The organism is Ruegeria sp. AO1, from assembly GCF_056535985.1.
On sequence record NZ_JBQFJC010000001.1, the window covers coordinates 1050560 to 1073361 of the forward strand.

Here is a 22802-nt window from a genome sequence, read left to right on the forward strand (position 1 = left end):
TTAAGCCTCCTGCAACTTGCCAGCGGCGTCTTGGATTGCGGCGCGGATGCGGGGATAGGTGCCACAGCGGCACAGGTTGCCCTGCATCGCGTCGTCTATGTCGGCGTCAGTTGGGGTCGGGTTTTCCGCAAGCAAAGCTGCCGCCTGCATGATCTGACCAGACTGGCAGTAACCGCATTGCGCTACCTGATGATCCACCCAAGCCTGCTGGATCACGGCCATCGCCTCGGGCGAGCCGATGCCTTCGATTGTAGTGACATCGCCCCAGACATCGGACAGCGACACTTGGCACGATCGCACGGCCTCACCATCGATATGCACGGTGCAGGCGCCGCAAGCAGCTACGCCGCAGCCGAATTTGGTTCCGGTCAGGCCGACCTCATCCCGGAGAACCCAAAGCAGGGGGACGTCGTCGGGCAGGTCAACTTGATGTTGCTTGCCGTTGATCTTCAGCGCGGTTGCCATGGCACACCTCTCGTAGCTGTGGCGGTTTCTGACATAATTGCCTGAAAGTGTCAGTGTGTCAATTGACAAATTATACGAAAAATGTCAGATCGGTTTCATGACAGAAAAACAGGACGATCCGCGGCAACAGGCCATTCTTGCGTCGGCGCTTGAGGCATTTGCGGCCTATGGGTTTCGCAAAACCTCGATGGACGATATCGCCAAAGGGGCGGGTATGTCGCGCCCGGCCGTTTATTTGCACTACAAGAATAAAGAGGCGATCGTGCGCAGCCTGACGCGCGCGCATTACGCCGAAAAGACCGCAAACGTATCGCAGGCCTTGTCGGGCAGTGGCAGCGTGTCCCAGCGTTTGGCGCGCGCGATTGAAGGGCAGATCAAGGGGTTGGCTGAGATACTGACCTCTCCCCACGGGCGAGAGATGCTGGATACCAGCAAATCGACCGCCTCGGACATTCTGGCCGAGGGTGAGGAAGAGATGACCGCGCTTTATGCCGACTGGTTGCGCCGCGAAGACAGTGCCGGACGCGTCCGTCTGCCCAACGGCCCGGAAGAGACGGCGAAGACCATCACTTCGACCCTGATGGGCGTCAAGATGACCGCAACCAACGCGGCTGAATTCGAGCAACGAATCTCGCAATTGGCTGAATTGCTGGGCGCCGGGCTCGAGGTCAGGTAACTCGCTGGCGGATTTTGTATTCTGGCTGGTCCCACAGGTTGTTGGTGATGATATCCGCCAGAATCTCTGCGGCCTGTTCCACGTCGTTTTCATCAACATAAAGTGGCGTGAAGCCAAATCGCATGATGTCCGGTGCGCGGAAATCTCCGATCACGCCTCGGGCAATCAGCGCCTGCATGGCGGCGTATCCTTCGGTAAAGTGGAATGAGACCTGACTGCCGCGCCGCGCCGGATTGCGTGGGCTGGCGAGGGTTAGGCCGGGGCAGGTGGCCTCGACCTTTGCGATGAACAATTCGGTCAGTTCGATGGATTTCGCCCGGACATCGGCCATCTCGGCCATGCCCCAGACATCCATCGCCGCAGACAGCGCGGCCATTTGCAAAACCGGAGGGGTGCCGACCCGCATCCTCTCAATCCCTGAACCGGGACGATAGTCGAGATCGAAGGCAAACGGAGCTTCGTGCCCCAGCCATCCCGAAAGCGCCGGGCGCACACGGTCGGACAGGCGCGGAGCGACGTAGATGAACGCGGGCGCGCCGGGACCGCCGTTGAGGTATTTGTATGTGCACCCGACCGCAAAATCGGCGTTGCACCCGGCCAGGTCGACTTGAATTGCACCGGCGGAATGGGCCAGATCCCAAACCGTCACCACACCGTTGGCATGGGCCAATTCGGTCAGGGCTTTCATGTCGTGCATACGGCCGGTGCGATAGTCGACCTCGGTCAGCATCAGAACGGCGACGTCTTCCGTGATGTTTTCAGCGACCTCTTCCGGGGCGACGACGCGCAATTCGTACTCCGCGCCCAGCGAGCGCAGCAATCCGTCCGCCATATACAGATCGGATGGGAAATTGCCGTTGTCCGACAGCACAACCTTGCGGCTCGGGTTCAGCTCCAACGCCGAAGCAACGGCCTGATAAACCTTGATCGACAGGGTATCACCTACCACCACGCTGCCTGCTTCGGCCCCGATCAGACGTCCGATCCGGTCCCCGAGACCCGTGGGTAATCCCATCCACCCGGCCTTGTTCCAACCGGTGATCAGCATCTGTCCCCATTCCTGCGTCGCCGTCTGGTGCAGACGCGCGTCAACCGCCTTTGGCAACGGACCCAGAGAGTTGCCGTCAAGATAGAGAATGCCTTCGGGCAGTTCGAACATCGCTTTGGTCGCTTTGAAGTCGGTCATTCCGGTTGGGCCCTGTTGTTCATTTTTGGTTGTATCTGTTGGCTATCGGATGCGCTAAGCGCTGTCCACCGATGTATATCTTCGAAAAAAATCGCCGCGACCTTTTGATGTTTTGATCTTAAGGTCGGAAAGCGGTAGACAAACTGTCGAAAACGACACTTTCTTTGAGAGATATCGACAGGTAATCAGCGCGAATGCAGAAAATCGACATCCCTCCGATCTGGTTGCTGGGGGCGGCTTGCCTCGCGTGGTTGCAAGCGCAACACCTGTCTTTTGGGCTGTCCCTTGACGGGTGGTTGACTGATCTTGCCAGCGGCGTGCTCATCGGTGGCGGTATTGTTCTGGCTGTTCTGGCGGTTGTCGAATTCCGCCGCCATCAGACGACGGTAATGCCACACCAGACCCCATCCAGCATGGTGCAAAGCGGAATTTTCAAACGCAGCCGGAACCCAATCTATCTGGGGGACGTCCTTATCCTGACCGGTTTGATCCTACGCTTCGATGCGGTCCTGTCGCTGGTTCTGGTGCCAATTTTCGTCTGGATCATGGAGCGCCGTTTTATCGAGCCGGAAGAGGATCGCTTGCGCCGCAAATTTCGCGCTGACTTCGCCCGTTATGCACAAAAGACACGACGCTGGATTTGAAGGTGTGCTGCCAATGACACAACGTAACGAATGCTGCAGTTGCGAAATAATCTTTCGCAATGTAGGTGGGGATTGAACGAAAGATGCAAAGAACTCGCGCGAACATATCGAAAGTAAAGGAGGCTCTCCGTTGAAGATAGGAACGCCAAAAGAAGTTTTTGACGGTGAGAACCGGGTGGCGATGACGCCGGACTCGGCGCGCCAGCTGCAAAAACTGGGCTATGACTGCCTGATCGAAAAGGGCGCCGGTGCTGCGGCGGGCTTTTCTGATGCGGCTTACAAAGAGGCCGGTGTCGAGGTTATGAAAACCGCGGCGTCGCTTTGGAAAGCTGCGGATATCGTCGCCAAGGTGCGCCAGCCGAATGAGACTGAGCTGAAGCGCCTGACCAAAGGCAAGACGCTGATCTCTTTCTTCAACCCGGCAGGGAACGAAGAGGGGATGGAGGCTGCCAAGTCCAAAGGCGCGAATGTCATAGCGATGGAGATGGTTCCGCGTATTTCCCGTGCGCAAAAGATGGACGCTTTGTCCTCAATGGCGAACATCGCTGGGTATCGCGCGGTGATTGAGGCGGGCAACAACTTTGGCCGTTTCTTCACCGGTCAGGTGACGGCGGCCGGTAAGGTGCCGCCTGCCAAGGTGCTGATCGTGGGTGCCGGTGTTGCCGGTCTGGCGGCGATTGGTACCTCCACTTCGCTGGGTGCAATCACCTATGCGTTCGACGTGCGCCCCGAAGTAGCCGAACAGGTCGAGTCAATGGGTGCCGAGTTTGTCTACCTGGACTTTGAGGAAGACCAGCAGGACGGCGCGGCCACCGGTGGCTATGCCAGCGTTCAGTCGGATGAGTTCCGCGAAGCGCAGTTGGCCAAGTTCCGTGAATTGGCGCCCGAGATGGACATCGTGATCACCACCGCGCTGATCCCGAACCGCGAAGCGCCCGAGCTTTGGACCAAGGATATGGTCGAAGCGATGAAGCCGGGCTCGGTCATCGTCGATTTGGCGGCGGAGAAAGGCGGCAACTGTAAGCTGACCGTCGCAGATGAGAAGATCGTGACCGACAATGGCGTGACCATCATCGGTTACACCGACTTCCCCAGCCGGATGGCAGCGCAGGCGTCATCTCTGTACGCGACCAACATCCGTCACATGATGTCTGACCTGACGCCCGACAAGGACGGTCAGATCAACCACGACATGGAAGATGACGTGATCCGCGGTGCAACCGTGACCCATGAGGGTGAGATCACCTTCCCGCCGCCTCCGCCCAAAGTGCAGGCGATTGCCGCGCAGAAGAAACCCGAGGTCAAGGAACTGACCCCGGAAGAGAAAAAAGCGCAGGAAATCGCAGCCTTCAAGGCGCAGACCAAGCAGCAGTTCACCTTGCTGGGTGTCGGTGGTGCGTTGATGCTGTTGGTGGGGCTGATCGCTCCGGCCAGCTTCATGCAGCACTTCATCGTCTTTGTGTTGGCGATTTTTGTGGGCTTCCAGGTGATCTGGGGCGTTGCGCACAGCTTACACACACCGCTTATGGCGATCACCAACGCGATCTCGTCGATCATTATCGTCGGGGCTTTGATGCAGATCGGGTCCGGGTCGTTCCTGGTTATTCTGCTGGCGGCACTGTCCGTGTTCATGGCCGGGATCAATATCTTCGGCGGCTTCCTCGTAACCCGGCGCATGCTCGCCATGTTCCAGAAATCCTAAGGAGGTCGGGCATATGATTGGCTTCACTTCTGCCGCTTATGTTGTTGCGGCTGTCCTTTTCATCCTGTCGCTCGGCGGCCTGTCGAACCAAGAAAGCGCCAAACGCGCTGTCTGGTACGGTATCGTCGGCATGGCGCTGGCGGTTTTCGCCACGCTGGTCGGTCCGGGTTCGGGCCTGTGGCTGCTGTCCATCCTGCTGATCATCGGCGGTGGTCTGATCGGTCAATACGTGGCGCAGCGCGTCCAGATGACCGAGATGCCGCAGCTGGTCGCTGCGATGCACTCGCTGGTCGGTCTTGCGGCCGTGTTCGTCGGCTTCAATGCGCATTTCGAGATCGGAAACGTGGCTCAGGTCATGGCGATCAAGGATAGCGCGGGTCAGGCGGACCTGTCTGACCTTGGTGCATTCGCAAAGCTGATCGCCAAGAAGACTCCGGCGGAACTGGCGATCCTGCATGTAGAGCTGTTCCTGGGCATCTTCATTGGCGCGATTACTTTTACCGGTTCGGTCGTGGCCTATGGCAAACTGGCGGGCAAGGTGACGTCTGCGGCGACCAAGCTGCCCGGCGGTCATGCGCTGAACGCGGCGGCTGCGGGGCTCTCGCTGATCTGCCTGATCTGGTACACCGCTTCGGGTGGTCTGCTGCCATTGGTCCTGATGACACTGGCGGCGCTGTTCATCGGCTATCACCTGATCATGGGGATCGGTGGTGCTGACATGCCCGTGGTTGTGTCGATGCTGAACTCGTATTCGGGTTGGGCGGCTGCGGCGATTGGCTTTAGCCTTGGCAACGACCTGCTGATCGTTGTTGGTGCTCTGGTCGGCTCGTCGGGTGCGATCCTGTCTTACATCATGTGCAAGGCGATGAACCGTCACTTTGTCAGCGTGATCCTGGGTGGCTTCGGTGGCCCGCAGGGTGAGCAGATGGCCGTTGAGGGCGAACAGATCGCGATTGAGGCGGACGGCGTGGCCGCCGCGCTGAACGATGCGGACAGCATTGTCATCATCCCGGGTTACGGCATGGCTGTTGCTCAGGCACAGCAGTCGGTGTCCGAGTTGGTCCGCAAGCTGCGCGCCAAGGGCAAAGAGGTGCGCTTTGCGATCCACCCCGTTGCCGGACGTCTGCCGGGCCACATGAATGTTCTGCTGGCCGAGGCGAAAGTGCCATATGACATCGTGCTTGAGATGGATGAGATCAACGACGATTTCCCGGACACGGATGTGGCCATCGTCATCGGCTCGAACGACATCGTGAACCCTGCGGCGCAGGAGGATCCCAACAGCCCCATCGCCGGTATGCCGGTTCTGGAGTGCTGGAAGGCCAAGCAGGTCTTTGTGTCCAAGCGTGGTCAGGGCACTGGCTATTCGGGCATCGAGAACCCGCTGTTCTTCAAAGAGAACACGCGCATGTTCTATGGCGACGCCAAGCAGTCGCTAGACAAGCTGCTGCCGATGATCGAGTGATCTAAACGCACAATTCAATTGCAAAGGGCGCCTGCGGGCGCCCTTTTCTTTTCTACTTTGAAGCGGGCTTGGCCTTCGCGCCTCCAGAGTATTGCAGCCAGATGAAGCAAGCTTGATATGCTATTTTACGTCTGAAGGGTACTTTGTGGGAGCAAGGTCATGGAGAAAGTAAACGGAATCGGCGGGGTCTTTTTTCGCGCCAAGAACCCCAAGGCCTTGAGTGAATGGTATGAAAGACACCTGGGGGTAAATCACTATGATCCGGTCCCTTGGAAGCAGGCCGAAGGCTATACGGTCTTTGCACCCTTCGCCCAGGATACCGCGTATTTTGGCCGAAGCGAGCAGCAGTGGATGATCAATTTCAGGGTTGATGATTTGGCCGCTTTGACACGCCAGCTACAGGACGCAGGGATCACCGTCGAAACCAATCCGGATTGGGATAGCGAGGTGGGTAAATTCGCCCGTATTCATGATCCCGAAGGCAATCCCATCGAGCTATGGCAGCCAAATCAATGAATTGGCTGGAATGTATACCGTCGCATTCTTGTAAGTATCTGAAATAAAATGGGAATTGATGTATTTTGGGTGTGCCGTATAGTGTGTCGGATGAATCGGAGCCCTGCATGACGCCAATCGATGACCACCCTTTACGCTATCGGCTTGCCAATGAACTGCACGCCCGACCTTTTCCGGTGGCGCAGGTTCCATGCACGGTTGCCTTTCTGGCGATCAAAAAGCCCGGCACGTCGCAAAGTGGGGACCGGCAGGACGACATTGCGCATTTGATAAATCTGCTGGATCGTCACGGCGCGCCGCACCCTCAACCCGACGCGACCCACTATGCGGGGCAGATCGGACGCCATTGGCTCAAGTGGGAGCAACACACTGAGTTCGTAACCTTTACTGCGATCTCTCAGAACGTGAGTGAGCGGGCGTTCAACCCCGCCGATTTCGAAGTCTTCCCCCCAGATTGGATGATGGCCAGTCCCGGTCAGAGGATCACGTCGGCTTTGCTACGAGTTGTTCCGCGCCCAGAGGATGACGTCGTCCGGAACTTGCTACCGGATTGGTTCGAACCCGAAAGCCTTGCCGTGTCCCGCGTTTTGGACGATGCCGCGATCTGCGCCAGCGATTTTCGCATCGACCCCGCAGGGCACATGCGGTTTGCGCTGTTCGTGTCGGATGGAACTGGAGAGCGCCGGGTTGGACGGATCATCCAGCGCCTGTGCGAAATCGAGACCTACAAGGCCATGTCCATGCTGGGGTTTGCGCGGGTCAAATCTCTGACAACGCGCATTGGCGAGTTGGATCAGAAGCTGACCGCGCTGATGGGCGAGATGACCGATGGCGGCAAACATCCCGATGACATGCTGCCGCAGCTGCTGAAAACCTCAACCGAGTTGGAGACGATCTCGGCACGCTGTACCTTTCGGTTTGGGGCCACGGGCGCCTACGAGGCCATCGTTAACCAGCGCGTCAAGGTTTTGCGGGAAGAGCGGTTCATGGGGGGGCAGAGCTTTGCCGATTTCATGATGCGCCGCTATGACCCTGCGATGCGGACTGTTAAGTCGACTGAATTGCGCCTACAGGCCCTGTCAGACCGGGCCATCCGCGCCGGAGATCTACTGCGAACACGTGTGGACGTGGAACGCAGCGCGCAGAACCAGGCCTTGCTGGAAAGCATGGACCGCCGCGCTGATCAGGCCCTGCGGCTGCAGCGCACGGTCGAGGGGCTGTCGGTGGTTGCCATCAGCTACTACGCCGTCTCGCTGGTCAGCTATCTGCTGTATCCTCTGACGTCGGCGGGGATCAGCAAGGGAATGTTGACGGCTTTGGTCACTGTTCCGGTCATTCTGGCCGTTTGGGTGGGCGTCCGCAGAATTCGGCGGCGGCTAGAGTGAGCGGCGCTTGCCTCTGTTTGGTAGCGTTGTACTAGTAACCGGCGAAGCGCATCAAATAAGCGGAGCTTTAATATGATCAGTGTCGTTGCTGCGTGGCGCGCCGTCACCGCGATGTTCGCGCTGAATGGTGCCCTGTTCGGTATCTGGGCCTCTCGCATCCCGGCGGTGCGCGATCATCTGAACCTCAGCCATGAAGAGCTTGGCTATGGTCTTTTGTTCATGGCAGCGGGTGCCGTCTGCTCCTTCCCGGTGACCGGGCGATTGACCGACCGGTTTGGGGCCGTATCGATCACGCGGATCATCGCGGTGCTGTACACCTTTTCGCTGGTTTTGCTGGCGCTGGCCGACAGCTTCACCATGCTTGCGGCGTTCCTGTTTCTTTTCGGTGCCTTTCATGGCTCGATGGACGTGGCGATGAACGCTTGGGCAGCCGAGGTAGAGCAGGCCTTCGACAAACCGCTCATGTCCTCGTTTCATGCGATGTGGAGCCTTGGTGCCGGCCTTGGGGCGGTCAGTGGATTTATAGCTGTTCAGTGGGATGCGACTGTTCTGCAGCATTTTCTGGTTGCGGGAGGCGTTGTGGTGGCACTGGCCTTGGCGATGTCCTGGGTACAATGGACGTCGCGCCGCGCGGAACAGTCTCAAGGTGCCGTGTTTGCATTCCCGTCCGGGGTGTTGATCCTCGTTGGTTTCACCGCGCTATGTGGTGCGTTGGGGGAAGGTGCGGTCGCAGATTGGAGCGCCCTTTTCCTGCGCGACGTTACTGGGGCCGCTGAGAGTGTCGCAGCCTTGGGTTATGCGGTTTTTTCGGTCGCGATGGTGGTGTGTCGTTTGGCTGGCGGCTTCCTCATCGCGCGCGTCGGCCCGGTCGCAGCAGCTAGGGGCGGTGGTGTCTTTGCTGCGATAGGGGTGTTCTGCGTGGTGTCCGCCGGTGCCGCGCCATTGGCGTTGGTCGGGTTCACGCTTATGGGGGTCGGTTATGCGGTGATCATGCCCTTGGCGTTCAGCCGCGCAGCGAACGACCCAAACACTCCACCGGGACAGGCCATCGCCAGTGTCGCAACGCTCGGATATGGGGGACTGTTGATCGGACCGCCGCTGATCGGGTTTCTGGCTGAATTGCTGTCGCTGCGGATGGCGTTTGGCGTCTTGCTGCCGCTGGCGGTGCTGATCGTGGTCTGTGCCGGCGCGCTGAAGCGCGCCGACTGAGGTTTATCACCGGCCGCGAATGCGCGGATCCAGCGCGTCTCGCAAGCCATCGCCCAGATAGTTCACGCTGAGTACAGTCAGCGAGATCGCAAGGCCGGGCCAGAACACACGCTCGGGGTATTGCTGAAGATAGTCGACGCCATCAAAAAGCAGGCGGCCCCAGGTCGGGAAATCCGGCGGGAAGCCGAGCCCGAGGAAGGACAGCGCGCTTTCGGTGATGATCGCCGTCGCAATCCCCAGCGTTGCCGACACCATGATCGGAGACAGGACGTTCGGCAGGATGTGCCGCGTGATGATCTGCCGGTTGCTGGTGCCGATTGAACGTGCCGCGAGAACGAACTCACGCTCTTTGATGGCCAGCACGTCGCCCCGCACGATCCGCGCCGTGGGCATCCACGAGGTGATGCCGATGGCGCAGACGATCAGGATGAAAATCCCACGCTCCAGCCCGAATGCGGCGGACAGAGGCTCGCGGAACAGCAGCATCATGACCAGCAGCAGCGGTAGCAGGGGCAGTGCGAGGAACAGGTCGGTCAGTCGCATCAACGGCCCGTCGAGGCGTTTGAAGAAGCCTGCGATCACACCAATGAACGATCCCAGAAACAGCGCCAGCAACATAGCGGTGATGCCAACCGAGACCGAGGTCTGCCCGCCCGACATCATCCGCGCCAGAATATCCCGGCCCAGCTGATCGGTGCCGAACGGATGCGCCCAGCTGGGGCCCTGATTGCGCGACCGGATGTCGATCTGGGTTGGATCGATGCTCCAGAGGTAGGGCCCCAGATACACACCGGCGACGATGAAGATGAACAGGATCGCTCCGATCATCGCGCCTTTGTGCGTTTTGAACTGATCCCACACATCGCGCCACTGGCTGCGGGGTGGGGTGGCCAGGTCGTCCATCACGCCTGCGGTCGGCAGCGCGGTTGAGGCAGGGGCCAGTCCTTCGTCGGGGACCAGCGTGTCTGATTTGTCTGTATCAGTCATAGCGAATCCTCGGGTCCAGAATGCCGTAGAGCACGTCAGCGATCAGGTTGAACAAAACGATCAGCACCGCAAAGATGAAGGTCAGCGTCTGTACCATAGGCAGGTCATTGGCTTGAATCGCGCCAATCAGCAACTGGCCAATACCGTTCACCTTGAAGACCTGCTCGGTGATGATTGCGCCGCCGAAGATGGCCGGAATACCTAGCGCAATAACGGTAACCACGGGGATCATCGAGTTGCGCAGGACGTGGACCATCACAACTGTGTATTCGCTCAGCCCTTTGGCTCGGGCGGTACGAACGTAGTCTTGGTTGAGATTATCCAGCATTGAGGCGCGCATGAACCGGCTCAGCTGCGCCGTGATCTGCAGCGCCAGTACCATGACCGGCATGATCATCTGCTTCAGCTGCACCACGAAGCTATCCCAGCTATTCACCACGTGAGTCGTGTCATAGATCGATGGGAACCAGCCCAGTTGGACCGAAAAGATCACGATCACCAGCACGCCCGAGAAGAAGGGCGGGACCGAGAAGCCGACCATCGACACGAAGGTACCCATCTGGTCGAACCAGGAATACTGGCGGTATGCGGAATAGATGCCGATGGGCAGGGCGATCAGGATGGCGACCACATAGGCGGTGCCAACAACCCACAGGGTCTGCGGGATACGCTGAACGACGATGTCCATAACGGGAGAGCGGGTCTGCCACGAAATCACACGCAGGTCACCTTCAGAGAAAGTGGTGCCGAACATGTGGTCGATCAGAACCTGCGGTTCGATCCAGAAGAATTGCACGATCCATTTCCAGAACCGGATATGCATTGGCTGGCCAAGGCCAAGGGCCTCGCGCATCTTCTCTTTGACTTCGGGCGGAACGGTAAGGGGAACCTGTGCCATCGGGTCGCCTGGGGCAAGCTCGAGCAGCAGGAAGATGACGAGGCTGATGAACAGCAGCGTGGGTACGGCCAGCACCAGTCGTCTGATGGTAAAGTTGAGCATTCAAAGGCGCCTTTGTTGATGCGTCTTTTTGTTGGAGTGGTCTGCAAATGACCGCGCCCCGATAAAGATCGGGGCGCGATATTGCAAGATTAACGCTTAGGAACCGGTCTTGCGGTACCAGTCCGCAATGTTCCACAGCTCGCTGTCCCAAACGTTCAGGACAACACCACCCAGGGTGTTTGCATGCGCCGACAGACGGCCACGGTGCACCAGCGGGATCATGCCGCCGTTTTGAACCATGATGTCGTTCAGCTGCTTGGCGATCTCCGCACGGGCTTCCAGACCCGCTGTTTCAGCCAGTTTGGCGTGCAAGGCGTCAAACTCTTCGTTGCAGAAGCGGCTGATGTTCTCACCCTGCCACTGCGATTCTGGCTTCGGTGCCTTGTCGCACAGACCGTTGCCCAGATAGGACTGAGGGTCGGTGCCGTTGAAGGTGTTGGCGTACATCTCAACGTCTGCATAGAACTTCTGGAAGGTGTCAGGCGAACCCGGGTCACCACCGAAGAAGACCGATGCGTTGATGTTGCGCAGTTCGGACTCAATGCCGATCTGGCTCCACCATTCTTTGATCAGCGCCTGGAAGTCCTGACGCACAGCGTTGGTCGAGGTCTGGTAGACGATTTTCAGCGGCACGCCGTCTTTTTCACGAATGCCGTCGCCATCGTTATCAACGATGCCTGCGTCATCCAGCAGTTTCTTCGCGCCTTCGATATCCTGCGTGTCACAGCTCATCGAGGTAGAGCTAAACGCAGCCGGAGCCGGAACCCAGTTACAGGTCACTTTGCCAGCTTGGCCATAGCCGATTTCAACCAGCAGCGGGCGGTCGATGGCCATGGACATGGCTTTGTAGACGGCAGGATCTTGCAGGAATGGGTGCGGATGCGCGGCTGTCGAACGCTCGCCTTCCGGCAGATCGGGCGACGGGTTGGTCTGGTTCAGCATGATACGCTCGACCAGCGGGCCGAAGCCTGCGACCGGAGTACCTTTGCCACCTTCCTGCATCTGCGCAATGACCTCAGGGGCCAGCTGCAGGTTCCACGCGTAGTCAAACTCGCCGGTTTCCATAACCGCACGACCTGCCGCTGTTGCGTCGCCGCCACCTTTGAAGGTCACGCTGGCAAACGCCGGCTTGGCCGGGTCGCGGTAGTTGTCGTTGGCGGCAAATGTGATCACGTCGTTCGGTTTGAACTCGGTGACGACAAACGGGCCAGTGCCGATCGGGTTGAAGTTCTGATCTGTACATTCAGGGGCTTTTGCGCCCATGCAGTCAGCGAACTGAGCGGCCTGAATGATCGGGCTTTCACCACCCACAAACGGTCCGTAGGGGAATGGGGTCGGTGCGTCGAACGTTACCTTAACGGTTAGGTCATCGACAGCTTCGACATCGGTGACGCCTTCAAACTTGGTCACCTGAGCACAACCGCCTTCGGGGTCCATGCAGTAGTTTGCGGTAAAGACCACGTCGGCCGAGGTGAACGGAGTACCGTCCGACCATGTGAGACCAGGCGCAATTTTCCAGGTAATGGTGGTCAGGTCTTCGCTGACGCCGCCATTTTCGACGGTCGGGATTTCAGCGGCCAGATACGGCACCATGTTCCCGTCTTGGTCGTAGCGTGCAAGTGGTTCGATAACCAGCGAGGCTGCCTCAACATCTTTTGTGCCACCCGACAGAAACGGGTTCATAATTGACGGAGCCTGCCAATAAATGATGCTGACATTGCCGTCCGATCCACGCTCGGCAAAGGCCGCAGGGGCCATCGCCGTGCTTGCAATCGCACCAAGCAAAAGGGTTTTGATCTTCATAAGTCACTCCCGAATTGGACACTTGCGTGTCTCGATTATCTCCGCAATGCCTGCGGATTTGGCGTTGCCGACTTGTGGCTAAGGCATTGTTAGAAATAGCAATTGCATTTCGCGCAACGCGATTTCTGCCTTCGCTGGTTGTCGGTTACGCGGGTATCGAAACAGAACTTAGGAAAATTGCAAGCCTTGCCGTCACGAAATCGTGCATTGCGTTTGACTTTTCCTGGCTCGCCGCCTTAGCGTTCGGCATCCATAAAAACAAAACGACCCAAAAGGGAGCGCGCGCGTGCTGGATCAACCAATTGCCCAGATCAAAAAACTGAGGGTGGAGTTTCAGACGAAAGACGGCCCGGTCGTGGGCGTTGAGGACGTCTCGTTCGAGGTAAATCCGGGCGAAACGGTTTGTATCGTTGGCGAATCGGGCTCGGGCAAATCGGTTTCCTCGCTGTCTCTGATGCGTCTTGTCGAGTTCGGCGGAGGCGAAATCGCCGGTGGCGAGCTGCTGTTTGACCGCCGCGACGGGGCCGAGATGGACCTGGCCGATGCCGATCAGGATCTGATGAAACAGATTCGCGGCAATGAGATCGGTATGATCTTTCAGGAGCCGATGACCGCCCTGAACCCGGTTTTCACCGTTGGTCGGCAACTGACCGAAGGGCTGCGCATTCACAAGGACATGTCCAAGACGCAGGCAGAAGAGCGCGCTTTGGAGCTGCTGCGCCAGGTGCGAATCCCCGAACCCGAGCGCCGGTTGAAGCAGTACCCGCACGAGCTTTCAGGCGGCATGCGCCAACGCGTGGTGATTGCAATGGCGATGGCTTGCGAGCCACGTCTGCTGATCGCGGACGAACCGACGACCGCATTGGACGTGACGATTCAGGCTGAGATTCTGGCCCTGATGGACCGCTTGAAACGGGAAACGGGCACCGCGGTGATGTTCATTACCCATGACATGGCCGTTGTGGCACAGATGGCCGACCGCGTTGTAGTCATGTTCCGTGGCAACAAGGTCGAAGAGGGCTCGGTCACCGAAATTTTCGAGAACCCGCAGCATGATTACACCAAGGCGCTGCTGGCTGCGGTGCCGAAACTGGGTGAGATGCAGGGGAAGGCCGCGCCGGAACCGATGAAACTTCTGGGTGTTGAAGGGCAGAACATCGCTCCGATTCCCGGCACGGAGGAAACACTGCTGACGGTCAAGAACCTGACCACGCGTTTCCCCGTCAAAGGCGGTTTGCTGCGTCGGACGATCTCGAATGTTCACGCGGTTGAGGATGTCTCGTTCACGCTGAACAAAGGGCAGACACTCAGCCTTGTGGGCGAATCGGGATGCGGAAAGTCCTCGGCTGGTCGCTCGATCCTGCGGCTGGTCGAGCCGATGGCGGGTGAGGTCAATCTGGACGGCGTCGATATCATGAAGCTGGACCAATCCGGTCTGCGCAAGGCGCGGCTGGATATGCAGATGATCTTTCAGGATCCGTTTGCCTCGCTCAATCCGCAGATGCAGTTGGTCGATCAAGTGGCCGAACCCATGCGCAACTACGGTGTGGCCTCGGGGTCGGAACTGCAAGATCGCGTGGCGCAGCTGTTCGACAAGGTGCAACTGCCGCGCAGCTTTATGCGCCGCTTCCCGCATGAGATGTCCGGCGGTCAGCGCCAGCGTATCGCCATCGCTCGCGCGTTGGCCTTGAACCCGAAACTGATCATCGCGGATGAGGCGGTCTCGGCGCTGGACGTGTCGGTGCAGGCGCAGGTGTTGAACCTGATGATGGAACTGCAATCCGAGCTGAGCCTGTCTTACCTGTTCATCAGTCATGATATGGCCGTTGTGGAGCGGGTCAGCCACCATGTGGGCGTGATGTATCTGGGCCGGATTGTCGAGCTTGGTCCACGCGCGCGGGTGTTCGAGAACCCGCAGCACCCGTATACACAGGCGCTGATGAAGGCGGTTCCAATCGCGGACCCGAAAAAACGGAAATCGGAAAAAGACTTGAATTTCAAGCCGATCCCGTCACCCATTCATCCAATTGGATACGCGCCAGAACCGTCGAAGTACAAAGAGGTTGAGCCGGGCCATTTCATCCTGACTACGGATAGCGGGTACTAACACATATGCCACAGCGTCTGACGCCGCTTGAGATCATGACCAAACTGATCTCATTCCCGACTGTAAGCCGTGACACAAACTTGCCGTTGGTGGACTGGGTCGAAGGTTACCTGAACGAACACGGTATCGAGGCCCATCGCTGGCCGGACCCGGATCAGCCGCACAAGGCGGCGATTTTTGCGCATGTCGGCCCGTGGGAAGAGGGGGGCGTCGTCCTCTCGGGTCACACCGATGTCGTTCCGGTGGACGGACAGCCCTGGGACACGGATCCTTTCACTGTCACTGAGAAGGACGGCAAGTATTACGGACGCGGCACCTGCGACATGAAGGGTTTTGACGCGCTCGCGATCTGGGCACTGGTCGAGGCGCGCGATGCAGGCCTCAAGCGCCCCTTGCAACTGGCGCTGAGCTTCGATGAAGAGGTCGGATGCACTGGCGCTCCGCCAATGATCGAGGCGATGAACAAAGTGCTGCCAAAAGGCTCGGCGGTGATCGTGGGCGAGCCTTCGACAATGCAGGCTGTCACCGGCCACAAGGGTGGTTTTGGCTATGATACGCATATGGTTGGGTTCGAGGTCCACAGCTCGATCATGCACACCGGTGTGAATGCCATCATGGAGGCCGCGCCACTGATCAATTGGGCGAACGAACAGAACGCCCGCAATAAGGCGGCCACGCCTAGCGAAACGGCAGCGGTGTTCGATCCGCCCTGGACCACGGTCCATGTGGGAATGATCGAAGGCGGCACCGCGCATAATATCACCGCCAAGGATTGCCACTTCATGCTGGATTTCCGCACGTTGCCGGATGAAAGCAAAGCCGCGTGGCGCGATGCCTATTTCGAACAGGTGCGCGAGGTCGAGGCGCGGATGCAGGCGGTTCACCCCGAAGCGCGGATCGAGATCTCTGAGAATTTCTCGATCCCCGGTCTGGTCCCCGAAAAGGATGGCGAGGCCGAAGCTCTGGTACGCGCGCTGACCGGTGACAACGCAAGCCATGTGGTCAGTTATGGCACCGAGGCCGGGCAGTTTCAGGAAGCAGGTTATTCCGCGGTCATCTGCGGCCCCGGGGACATCGCGCAGGCGCATCAACCGAACGAGTTCATCTCTGTCGCGCAGTTCGAAGCGGGTCAAGCATTCATGCAACGTTTGGTTGAGAAACTGTCCACCTGAACCCAAGGAGGTCCAAAATGCCGGTGAAAAAAAGGTTTGCCGAAATGCAGGCAGAGATCACCAAGTGGCGCCGCCATCTGCATGCTCATCCCGAGCTGATGTATGACGTTCACGAGACCGCCGGTTTTGTTGTGGAACGGCTGAAGGCCTTCGGTGTCGATGAAATCACCGAGGGGGTCGGCAAGACAGGCGTTGTTGCAGTGATCAAGGGCCGCTCGGACACCAGGGGTCGGGTGATCGGATTGCGGGCAGATATGGACGCCCTGCCGATCGAAGAGGCGACGGGTCTGGACTATGCCTCGACCGTTCCGGGTAAGATGCATGCCTGTGGGCATGACGGACACACCTCGATGCTGCTGGGCGCTGCGCAGTACCTGGCCGAGACGCGGAATTTCGATGGGACTGCCGTGCTGATCTTTCAACCGGCCGAGGAGGGCGGCGCCGGAGGCCTCGCCATGTGTCAGGACGGGTTGATGGAGCGCTGGGGCATTCAGGAAGTTTACGGCATGCACAACATGCCCGGCCTGCCGGTCGGCGAATTTGCGATCCGGCCCGGAGCCCTGCTGGCCTCGTCGGACGAGTTCGAAATTACCGTCACCGGCAAGGGTGGCCACGCGGCAGCCCCGCATGAGGCGGTGGATACAACGCTTGTCGCCTCGCATATTGTTGTGTCTTTGCAATCCGTTGTGGCCCGCACCGTCGATCCGATCAAACGGGTTGTTCTGACAGTGGGCACGTTTGAGACGGACAGCGTCGCCTCAAACGTCATTGCGCATACGGTCCGTCTGAAAGGCACGGTACGAACGCTTGACCCCGAGTACCGCGCGGTCGCGGAACAGCGTGTTCGCCGGATTGCCGAAGATACGGCCTCGGCTTTTGACGCGTCCGCTATAGTAGAATGGACCCCAGGCTATCCGGTGACGGTGAATTCCGAGGCCGAGACCAGCTATGCCGCTGAGGCCGCCGCAGCCGTGGCTGGAAAGGTGAACGATGGTACCGACCCGGTCATGCCGTCGGAAGATTTCGCCTACATGCTTGAAGAACGGCCCGGAGCCTACATCTTTCTAGGGAACGGGGACACCGCGATGTGTCACCACCCGGAATACAATTTCGATGATGACGCCATACCTGCCGGTTGTAGCTGGTTCGCTGAGATGGTCGAACGCCGGATGCCGGCCGAATGATTTAGGAGAGACAAGATATGCCAGTCAAAAACCGCTTTGCGGAATTGCAGGACGAGATCACCACATGGCGACGCGACCTGCACGAAAACCCCGAAATCCTGTTTGAAACCCACCGCACCAGCGCTTTGGTGGCCGAAAAGCTGACAGAGTTCGGCTGCGATGAGGTTGTCACCGGTATGGGCCGCACCGGCGTTGTGGGTGTGATCAAAGGCAAGTCGGACAGCAAAGGCAAGGTGATCGGTCTGCGCGCGGATATGGACGCTCTGCCGATCCTCGAGGCGACGGGGCTGGACTATGCCTCGAAAACGCCGGGTGCGATGCACGCTTGCGGGCATGACGGTCATACCGCGATGCTGCTTGGGGCGGCAAAGTACCTGTCGGAAACCCGCAATTTCGATGGCACCGTCGTAGTGATCTTCCAGCCCGCCGAAGAAGGCGGCGGCGGTGGTCGCGAGATGTGTGAAGACGGCATGATGGACCGCTGGAACATTCAGGAGGTCTACGGGATGCACAACTGGCCGGGCAAACCGGTTGGCAGCTTCTCGATCCGTCGAGGGTCGTTCTTTGCGGCGACCGACCAGTTTGACATCACGTTTGAAGGGCACGGAGGTCATGCCGCCAAACCGCAGGAGACGGTCGATACCACCGTGATGACGGCGCAGGCGGTGCTGGCGCTGCAAACGATAGCGTCCCGCAATGCGGACCCGGTTGATCAGGTGGTTGTGTCGGTAACCTCGTTCGAGACCTCGTCGAAGGCCTTCAACGTGATCCCGCAATCGGTTCAGATCAAAGGCACCGTGCGCACCATGAGCAAGGAGATGCGTGACCTGGCCGAGAAGCGGATCAACGAGATCTGCAACGGCGTAGCGGCGACCTTTGGCGGCACGGCAGACGTGACCTATATCCGCGGCTATCCGGTCATGGTGAACAGCGACGAGCAGACCGAGTTTGCGGCTGACGTCGCTCGATCGGTGTCTGGCGCGTGCGAAGAGGCCCCTCTAGTCATGGGCGGCGAGGATTTTGCCTTTATGCTGGAAGAACGTCCGGGTGCCTATATCTTGGTGGGCAATGGCGACACGGCCATGGTTCATCACCCCGAGTACAATTTCAACGATGAGGCCATTCCTGCCGGGTGCAGCTGGTGGGCCGAGATTGTCGAACAGCGGATGCCTGCGGCCTGATGGAGAGGGTGGGGGCTCTGCCCCCACACCCCCGGGATATTTTCAGCCAGATGAAGAAGGATCCTTCGACTCAAGGTTGAGTTTGGTGCAGAGCGTTTCGATCACGTTTTGCAGCGCGTCTTTTTGGGTTGAGACGCAGGCGCGGGCGGCAGAGCGGGCTTGGGTCAGGGCTGCGTCGTTGGATAGCCAGTTGTTTACGGCCTTCTCCAGATCTTCGGCAGTGTCAACCTGAACCGCCCCGCCGGTTTCGATCAGGGGTGCGAAAGTTTCGGCAAAATTGAAGTAGCCCGGACCGGTTATGACGGCAGCCCCGGCTTGGGCGGGTTCGAACGGGTTGTGGCCGCCGATCTCTCTCAAAGACCCGCCGAGAAAGACAATCGGGCAAAGCGCGTACCATGTGCCGGTTTCGCCAAGGGTATCGGCTACGTAGACCTTTGTCTCATTGGTGATCGGGTCTGTCTTGGTTCGGAAGGCCGATGTGAGTTTGGCTTTGGTCAGGAGGGTTGCGACCTCCTCGCGCCGTTCCGGGTGGCGCGGTATCAGCAGCAACAGCAAGTCTGGGTACTGCTTCAGCAAGGCGTTATGGGCGGCCAGAACCGTTTCCTCTTCGCCTGCATGGGTCGAACTGGCGATCCAGACGGGTCGATCGCCGATCTGGCTTTGGACATCCGCCAGCGTGGTGTGATCCACCGGCAGCGGGTCGGACATCGCTTTGAGGTTGGTGCCGGGTTGGACGCGTTGTGGGTCCGCTCCGATGGCGATCAGGTTCTTGGCCGTTTTGTCGTTCTGCGTCAGAAACAGCGCGAAGTGGTCCAGGATGAAGCGCGCAGTTTCGGGGCGCTTTTGCCACCCCGCCACGGACTTGTCGGACAAGCGTGCGTTAAGAAGGCATAGAGGTGTGCCGCGTTCTGCTGTCTCGACGATCAGGCGGGGCCAGATCTCGCTTTCGACGAAAATTGCGGCATCTGGGGCCCAATGGTCCAGAAACCGTCGCACAGGCCCGGCGCTGTCCAAGGGCGGAAACTGATGTCGGGTGCGAGGGGGCAGTCGCTTGGCAATCAGTGCGGCAGAGGTGGGCGTGCCGGAGGTGATCAGGAACTCGGCTTGAGGCAGGCGCTCGCCAAGCCGGTGGATCAGGCTAAGCACCGAAAGGCTTTCGCCGACGCTCGCGGCGTGAAACCAGATCAATTGTCCCGTGGGGCGGTCGAGGCTGGCATAGCCCAAACGCTCCTGTTGGCGCTGGTCCGAGACCTCGGCCGCCTGCAGCTTTTTGCGCACGGTACGCCAAGCCAAAGGCTGCGCGAGAGATGTGACACCGCAGTACAGCTTGTACAGCAGCGTCGCACGAACGTCAGAGCCGGGCATGTCAGCCGCCTGTGTGGCTCATGTGGCGGCTCATCTGGCCATCGACGGCCTGACGGGAATAGTCGAAATCATGGCCTTTGGGCTTGAGGTTGATCGCGGCGCGGATCGCCTCTTCCAAGGGTTTTTCCGTGTCCGGGTGATCGCGCAACGGCGCGCGCAGGTCGGCCATGTCCTCCTGACCCAGGCACATGTAAAGCTCACCGGTGCAGGTAAGGCGCACGCGGTTGCAGCTTTCGCAGAAATTATGGGACAGCGGGGTGATAAAGCCGATCTTCTGGCCAGTTTCCTCAAGCCGGACATAACGCGCAGGCCCTCCGGAGCGTTCGGCCAAATCGGTCACGCTATAGTGGTTTTCGTATTCCTTGCGCACATCCTTGAGCGACCAGTATTGATCCAGACGGTCTTCGTTGCCGATGTCGCCCATCGGCATGACCTCAATCCAGGTCAGGTCCATGTCGCGTTCCGCGCACCATTCGGTGATCTCGGGCAATTCGGGTTCGTTGAAGCCCTTCAGCGCCACCGCGTTAATTTTGACCCGCAGGCCCGCCTTTTGCGCCGAATCAATCCCGTTCAGAACCTGTTTCAGACGCCCCCACCGCGTAACGGCTGCGAATTTGTCCTCATCCAGCGTGTCCAGCGAGATATTCACCCGCCGCACCCCTGCCGCGTAGAGGTCATCGGCAAAACGCGAAAGCTGTGAGCCATTGGTTGTCAGCGTCAGCTCTTTCAATGCGCCGCTTTCCAGATGACGGGTCATGGAGTTGAAGAACGACATGATATTGCGACGCACGAGCGGCTCACCACCGGTGATGCGCAGTTTCTCAACGCCCATATTCACGAAGGTGGAACACATGCGGTCCAGCTCTTCCAGCGTCAGCAGCTCTTTCTTGGGCAGAAAGGTCATGTTCTCGGACATACAATAGACGCAGCGAAAGTCGCAGCGGTCGGTTACCGAGACGCGCAGATAGGTGATGGCACGGGCGAAAGGATCAATCAGCGGAGCAGTCATGCGGTATAGGTAAAGCTGGAACAGGCCCACGACAAGAGCGAACTGTGCTTTGGTCTGGTGCAGCTGCATGAGGGGTTGTAGGTTCGGGGTATGAGAGAACTGCTTGTGATATCCTGCGTTTTGCTGGTCGGGTGCGATACCGTGCGTTCGACAACGGATCGTTTGTTGGGGCGCGATGAAGCGGCGGCAGAGCCAACGCCTGCTGCTGTAGAGACCGCACCTGCCGAGGCGGAAAGCTCTGCCTATATCCAGCCCGCAACCGCGACAGCGAACTGGACCGGCGCCAAGACCACCATTGCCGGGTTGGGCGATCCGTCGACTCCGGGCCGCTGGATGCAGACACCCTTGGTCGATTCCGAGGTGACCGCGCGGGTTGTTGTGCCGAAAACCGGCGCGCAGGCTTATATCACTCTGGTTCCGGCCTCGGGGCCCGAGACAGGTGGCAGCCGTTTGTCACTAGATGCCATGCGGGCGTTGCTGGTGCCGTTTGATCAGTTGGTCGAGGTCGAGGTCTACGCCAACTAACCCTTCAGGTATTTTCCGGCCTCGCGCCGGGCAAAGGGTTTCATCGCGTCTCCATGCGTTTCCAGAAAAGCCACGACCCGGTTGGGATCATGTTTGGAGAGTTCCCGTAGCCACCACGCAATGGATTTCTGAATGAACCAGTTCCGATCGGGCACATAGCCCGCGGCCCACCCGAGGATTCGATCTCGGCGCGCCAGATCTTCTGGTTTGGGGTGGTTTTGCTTGGTCCAAGGAAGCGTTGAGACCAGAGCAGCGCGGCGGGTCCACATGTGGTCTGATCCCGTCCATGTTTTAACCTGATCCAGCCGTGTGGGATCGGCGCTCAGGCGTTTCTGGATGGCGGTGCAAGCGTGGTCGGCGATGGCCCATGCGTCGAAATCGGACACCCAGCTTTGCAACAAGGCCCACACATCCTCATCTGGGCGAATGCGCGCCTGGGTCAGCAGTTTGGAGGCCGCAACGCGCGCCTCGTGAATGTTGGTCTGCCAGAGCGCATCCGCGAGGGTGACGCGCTCAGCAATGGACAATTCCTTGCGCCAGGCTTTGGTCAGATCGTTGAGAACAGGAACCGCGACGCCCAGATAGGGACGCTCGGCCTTGTGATAGACCGCGACCTGTTCCGCGCGCTCGGCATCGGCATGTGCCTTGATCTGATCCAGATAGGGGGCAAGCATGGTCTAGACCGGAACGCCGGTGGGCTTGCCGTCAATCGTCTGCTGGTTCTTCGCGACCCAATAGGCGCGGATATCGTCGTCTGATTTGCCGTCGACCCATTTTTGCATCGTGTCGCGATCCGACTGGAACTCCATGAACGGAACCGCATAGCCGCAGGAGGTCTGCACCAGATCAATACTGAGGTCATAGATCTGCCGCTCGCTGCGGTGGTTGGGGAATTGACCTGCCAGTTCGTCCCAACCGTCATCCCCCGCATGCAGGGTGCGTGCGGTGCCATAGGTGCGCAGGATCAGCGGGCGCGTGGTGAAGGAACACCACATCAGGGTCATGCGGTTGACCTCAAGCACATGCCCGGCGGTTTCATTGCCGCTGCCGGTCAGGTTCATCCAAGCAATCCGGTTTGGCCCCAGAACACGCAGTGAATCCATGCCCTTGGGTGAGATATTGACCCGCCCCTCAACCCCGGCGCTGCCCACGAAAAACATGTGCTGGTCGGTGATGAATTTCTGATGAGCCTCGTCCAGATGGGGGAATTGCTTGGCCATG

General features: G+C 59.1%; 21 protein-coding genes. 12 read left to right on the top strand and 9 right to left on the bottom strand.

All coding sequences use genetic code 11. The features are described 5' to 3' along the window. Complete coding sequence (locus ACR3FB_RS05155; protein ID WP_170461012.1) at positions 1-465, bottom strand: (2Fe-2S)-binding protein; 465 nt, start codon at positions 463-465, stop codon at positions 1-3. A gap of 97 nt (positions 466-562) precedes the next feature. Here ACR3FB_RS05155 and ACR3FB_RS05160 point away from each other — a divergent pair, with 97 nt between their 5' ends. After that, positions 563-1141, top strand: coding sequence for a TetR/AcrR family transcriptional regulator (locus ACR3FB_RS05160; protein ID WP_170467950.1), 579 nt, complete (start codon positions 563-565; stop codon positions 1139-1141). Here ACR3FB_RS05160 and kynU read toward each other — a convergent pair. Beyond that, on the bottom strand, positions 1134-2327 hold the full coding sequence (gene kynU, locus ACR3FB_RS05165) for a kynureninase (RefSeq protein WP_480564719.1): 1194 nt from the start codon (positions 2325-2327) through the stop codon (positions 1134-1136). The two genes, ACR3FB_RS05160 and kynU, sit on opposite strands and share 8 nt — an antisense overlap. Positions 2328-2521: 194 nt before the next feature. On the opposite strand from kynU, the gene ACR3FB_RS05170 reads away from it, so the two are divergent. From ACR3FB_RS05170 to ACR3FB_RS05195, 6 genes are all read left to right on the top strand, one after another. Next, complete coding sequence (locus ACR3FB_RS05170; protein ID WP_480564722.1) at positions 2522-2971, top strand: methyltransferase family protein; 450 nt, start codon at positions 2522-2524, stop codon at positions 2969-2971. A gap of 130 nt (positions 2972-3101) precedes the next feature. Continuing rightward, the gene (locus ACR3FB_RS05175) at positions 3102-4673 is read left to right on the top strand and encodes a Re/Si-specific NAD(P)(+) transhydrogenase subunit alpha (RefSeq protein WP_480564725.1); all 1572 of its coding nucleotides are present in this window, start codon (positions 3102-3104) and stop codon (positions 4671-4673) included. Positions 4674-4686: 13 nt separating this feature from the next. After that, complete coding sequence (locus ACR3FB_RS05180) at positions 4687-6138, top strand: NAD(P)(+) transhydrogenase (Re/Si-specific) subunit beta (RefSeq protein WP_170554271.1); 1452 nt, start codon at positions 4687-4689, stop codon at positions 6136-6138. 159 nt (positions 6139-6297) lie between these two features. Then, positions 6298-6654 (top strand): VOC family protein, encoded by a 357-nt coding sequence (locus ACR3FB_RS05185; protein ID WP_480538034.1) that lies wholly within the window; start codon positions 6298-6300, stop codon positions 6652-6654. Between the two features lie 107 nt (positions 6655-6761). Beyond that, positions 6762-8039, top strand: coding sequence for a DUF3422 family protein (locus ACR3FB_RS05190; protein ID WP_480526603.1), 1278 nt, complete (start codon positions 6762-6764; stop codon positions 8037-8039). Positions 8040-8111: 72 nt separating this feature from the next. Continuing rightward, a complete protein-coding gene (locus ACR3FB_RS05195) occupies positions 8112-9248 on the top strand; it encodes an MFS transporter (protein WP_480564728.1) in 1137 nt (378 codons plus the stop codon). Between the two features lie 6 nt (positions 9249-9254). Here ACR3FB_RS05195 and ACR3FB_RS05200 read toward each other — a convergent pair whose 3' ends face one another. From ACR3FB_RS05200 to ACR3FB_RS05210, 3 genes are all read right to left on the bottom strand, one after another. Next, on the bottom strand, positions 9255-10235 hold the full coding sequence (locus ACR3FB_RS05200) for an ABC transporter permease (protein WP_170375078.1): 981 nt from the start codon (positions 10233-10235) through the stop codon (positions 9255-9257). Next, positions 10228-11235, bottom strand: coding sequence for an ABC transporter permease (locus ACR3FB_RS05205; RefSeq protein WP_170375080.1), 1008 nt, complete (start codon positions 11233-11235; stop codon positions 10228-10230). The genes ACR3FB_RS05200 and ACR3FB_RS05205 overlap by 8 nt, the downstream gene beginning before the upstream one ends. A 96-nt stretch (positions 11236-11331) precedes the next feature. Further along, a complete protein-coding gene (locus ACR3FB_RS05210; RefSeq protein WP_480564730.1) occupies positions 11332-13038 on the bottom strand; it encodes a peptide ABC transporter substrate-binding protein in 1707 nt (568 codons plus the stop codon). A 286-nt stretch (positions 13039-13324) separates the two neighbouring features. On the opposite strand from ACR3FB_RS05210, the gene ACR3FB_RS05215 reads away from it, so the two are divergent. The 4 genes from ACR3FB_RS05215 to ACR3FB_RS05230 are packed head-to-tail and all read left to right on the top strand — an operon-like array spanning position 13325 to position 18682. After that, a complete protein-coding gene (locus ACR3FB_RS05215; RefSeq protein WP_480564733.1) occupies positions 13325-15145 on the top strand; it encodes an ABC transporter ATP-binding protein in 1821 nt (606 codons plus the stop codon). Between the two features lie 5 nt (positions 15146-15150). After that, the gene (gene argE, locus ACR3FB_RS05220) at positions 15151-16317 is read left to right on the top strand and encodes an acetylornithine deacetylase (RefSeq protein ID WP_480564736.1); all 1167 of its coding nucleotides are present in this window, start codon (positions 15151-15153) and stop codon (positions 16315-16317) included. Between the two features lie 17 nt (positions 16318-16334). Further along, the gene (locus ACR3FB_RS05225; RefSeq protein WP_480564739.1) at positions 16335-17501 is read left to right on the top strand and encodes a M20 aminoacylase family protein; all 1167 of its coding nucleotides are present in this window, start codon (positions 16335-16337) and stop codon (positions 17499-17501) included. Positions 17502-17518: 17 nt separating this feature from the next. Then, on the top strand, positions 17519-18682 hold the full coding sequence (locus tag ACR3FB_RS05230) for a M20 aminoacylase family protein (RefSeq protein ID WP_480564742.1): 1164 nt from the start codon (positions 17519-17521) through the stop codon (positions 18680-18682). 42 nt (positions 18683-18724) lie between these two features. Here the strand turns inward: ACR3FB_RS05230 and ACR3FB_RS05235 are convergent, their stop codons facing one another. Both ACR3FB_RS05235 and moaA read right to left on the bottom strand, forming a co-directional pair. Next, positions 18725-20047, bottom strand: coding sequence for a 3-deoxy-D-manno-octulosonic acid transferase (locus ACR3FB_RS05235; protein ID WP_480564745.1), 1323 nt, complete (start codon positions 20045-20047; stop codon positions 18725-18727). 1 nt (position 20048) lies between these two features. Then, a complete protein-coding gene (moaA, locus tag ACR3FB_RS05240) occupies positions 20049-21056 on the bottom strand; it encodes a GTP 3',8-cyclase MoaA (protein WP_480565860.1) in 1008 nt (335 codons plus the stop codon). Positions 21057-21146: 90 nt separating this feature from the next. Here moaA and ACR3FB_RS05245 point away from each other — a divergent pair, with 90 nt between their 5' ends. Then, entirely contained in the window at positions 21147-21581 is a 435-nt protein-coding gene (locus tag ACR3FB_RS05245; protein ID WP_480564748.1) for a hypothetical protein, read from the top strand. Here the strand turns inward: ACR3FB_RS05245 and ACR3FB_RS05250 are convergent. Together ACR3FB_RS05250 and ACR3FB_RS05255 are read right to left on the bottom strand one after the other, a co-directional pair. Then, positions 21578-22255, bottom strand: coding sequence for a DNA alkylation repair protein (locus ACR3FB_RS05250; protein ID WP_480564751.1), 678 nt, complete (start codon positions 22253-22255; stop codon positions 21578-21580). The genes ACR3FB_RS05245 and ACR3FB_RS05250 overlap by 4 nt on opposite strands. Positions 22256-22258: 3 nt before the next feature. Beyond that, entirely contained in the window at positions 22259-22801 is a 543-nt protein-coding gene (locus ACR3FB_RS05255; protein ID WP_480564754.1) for a pyridoxamine 5'-phosphate oxidase family protein, read from the bottom strand. Position 22802: the final 1 nt, after the last annotated feature.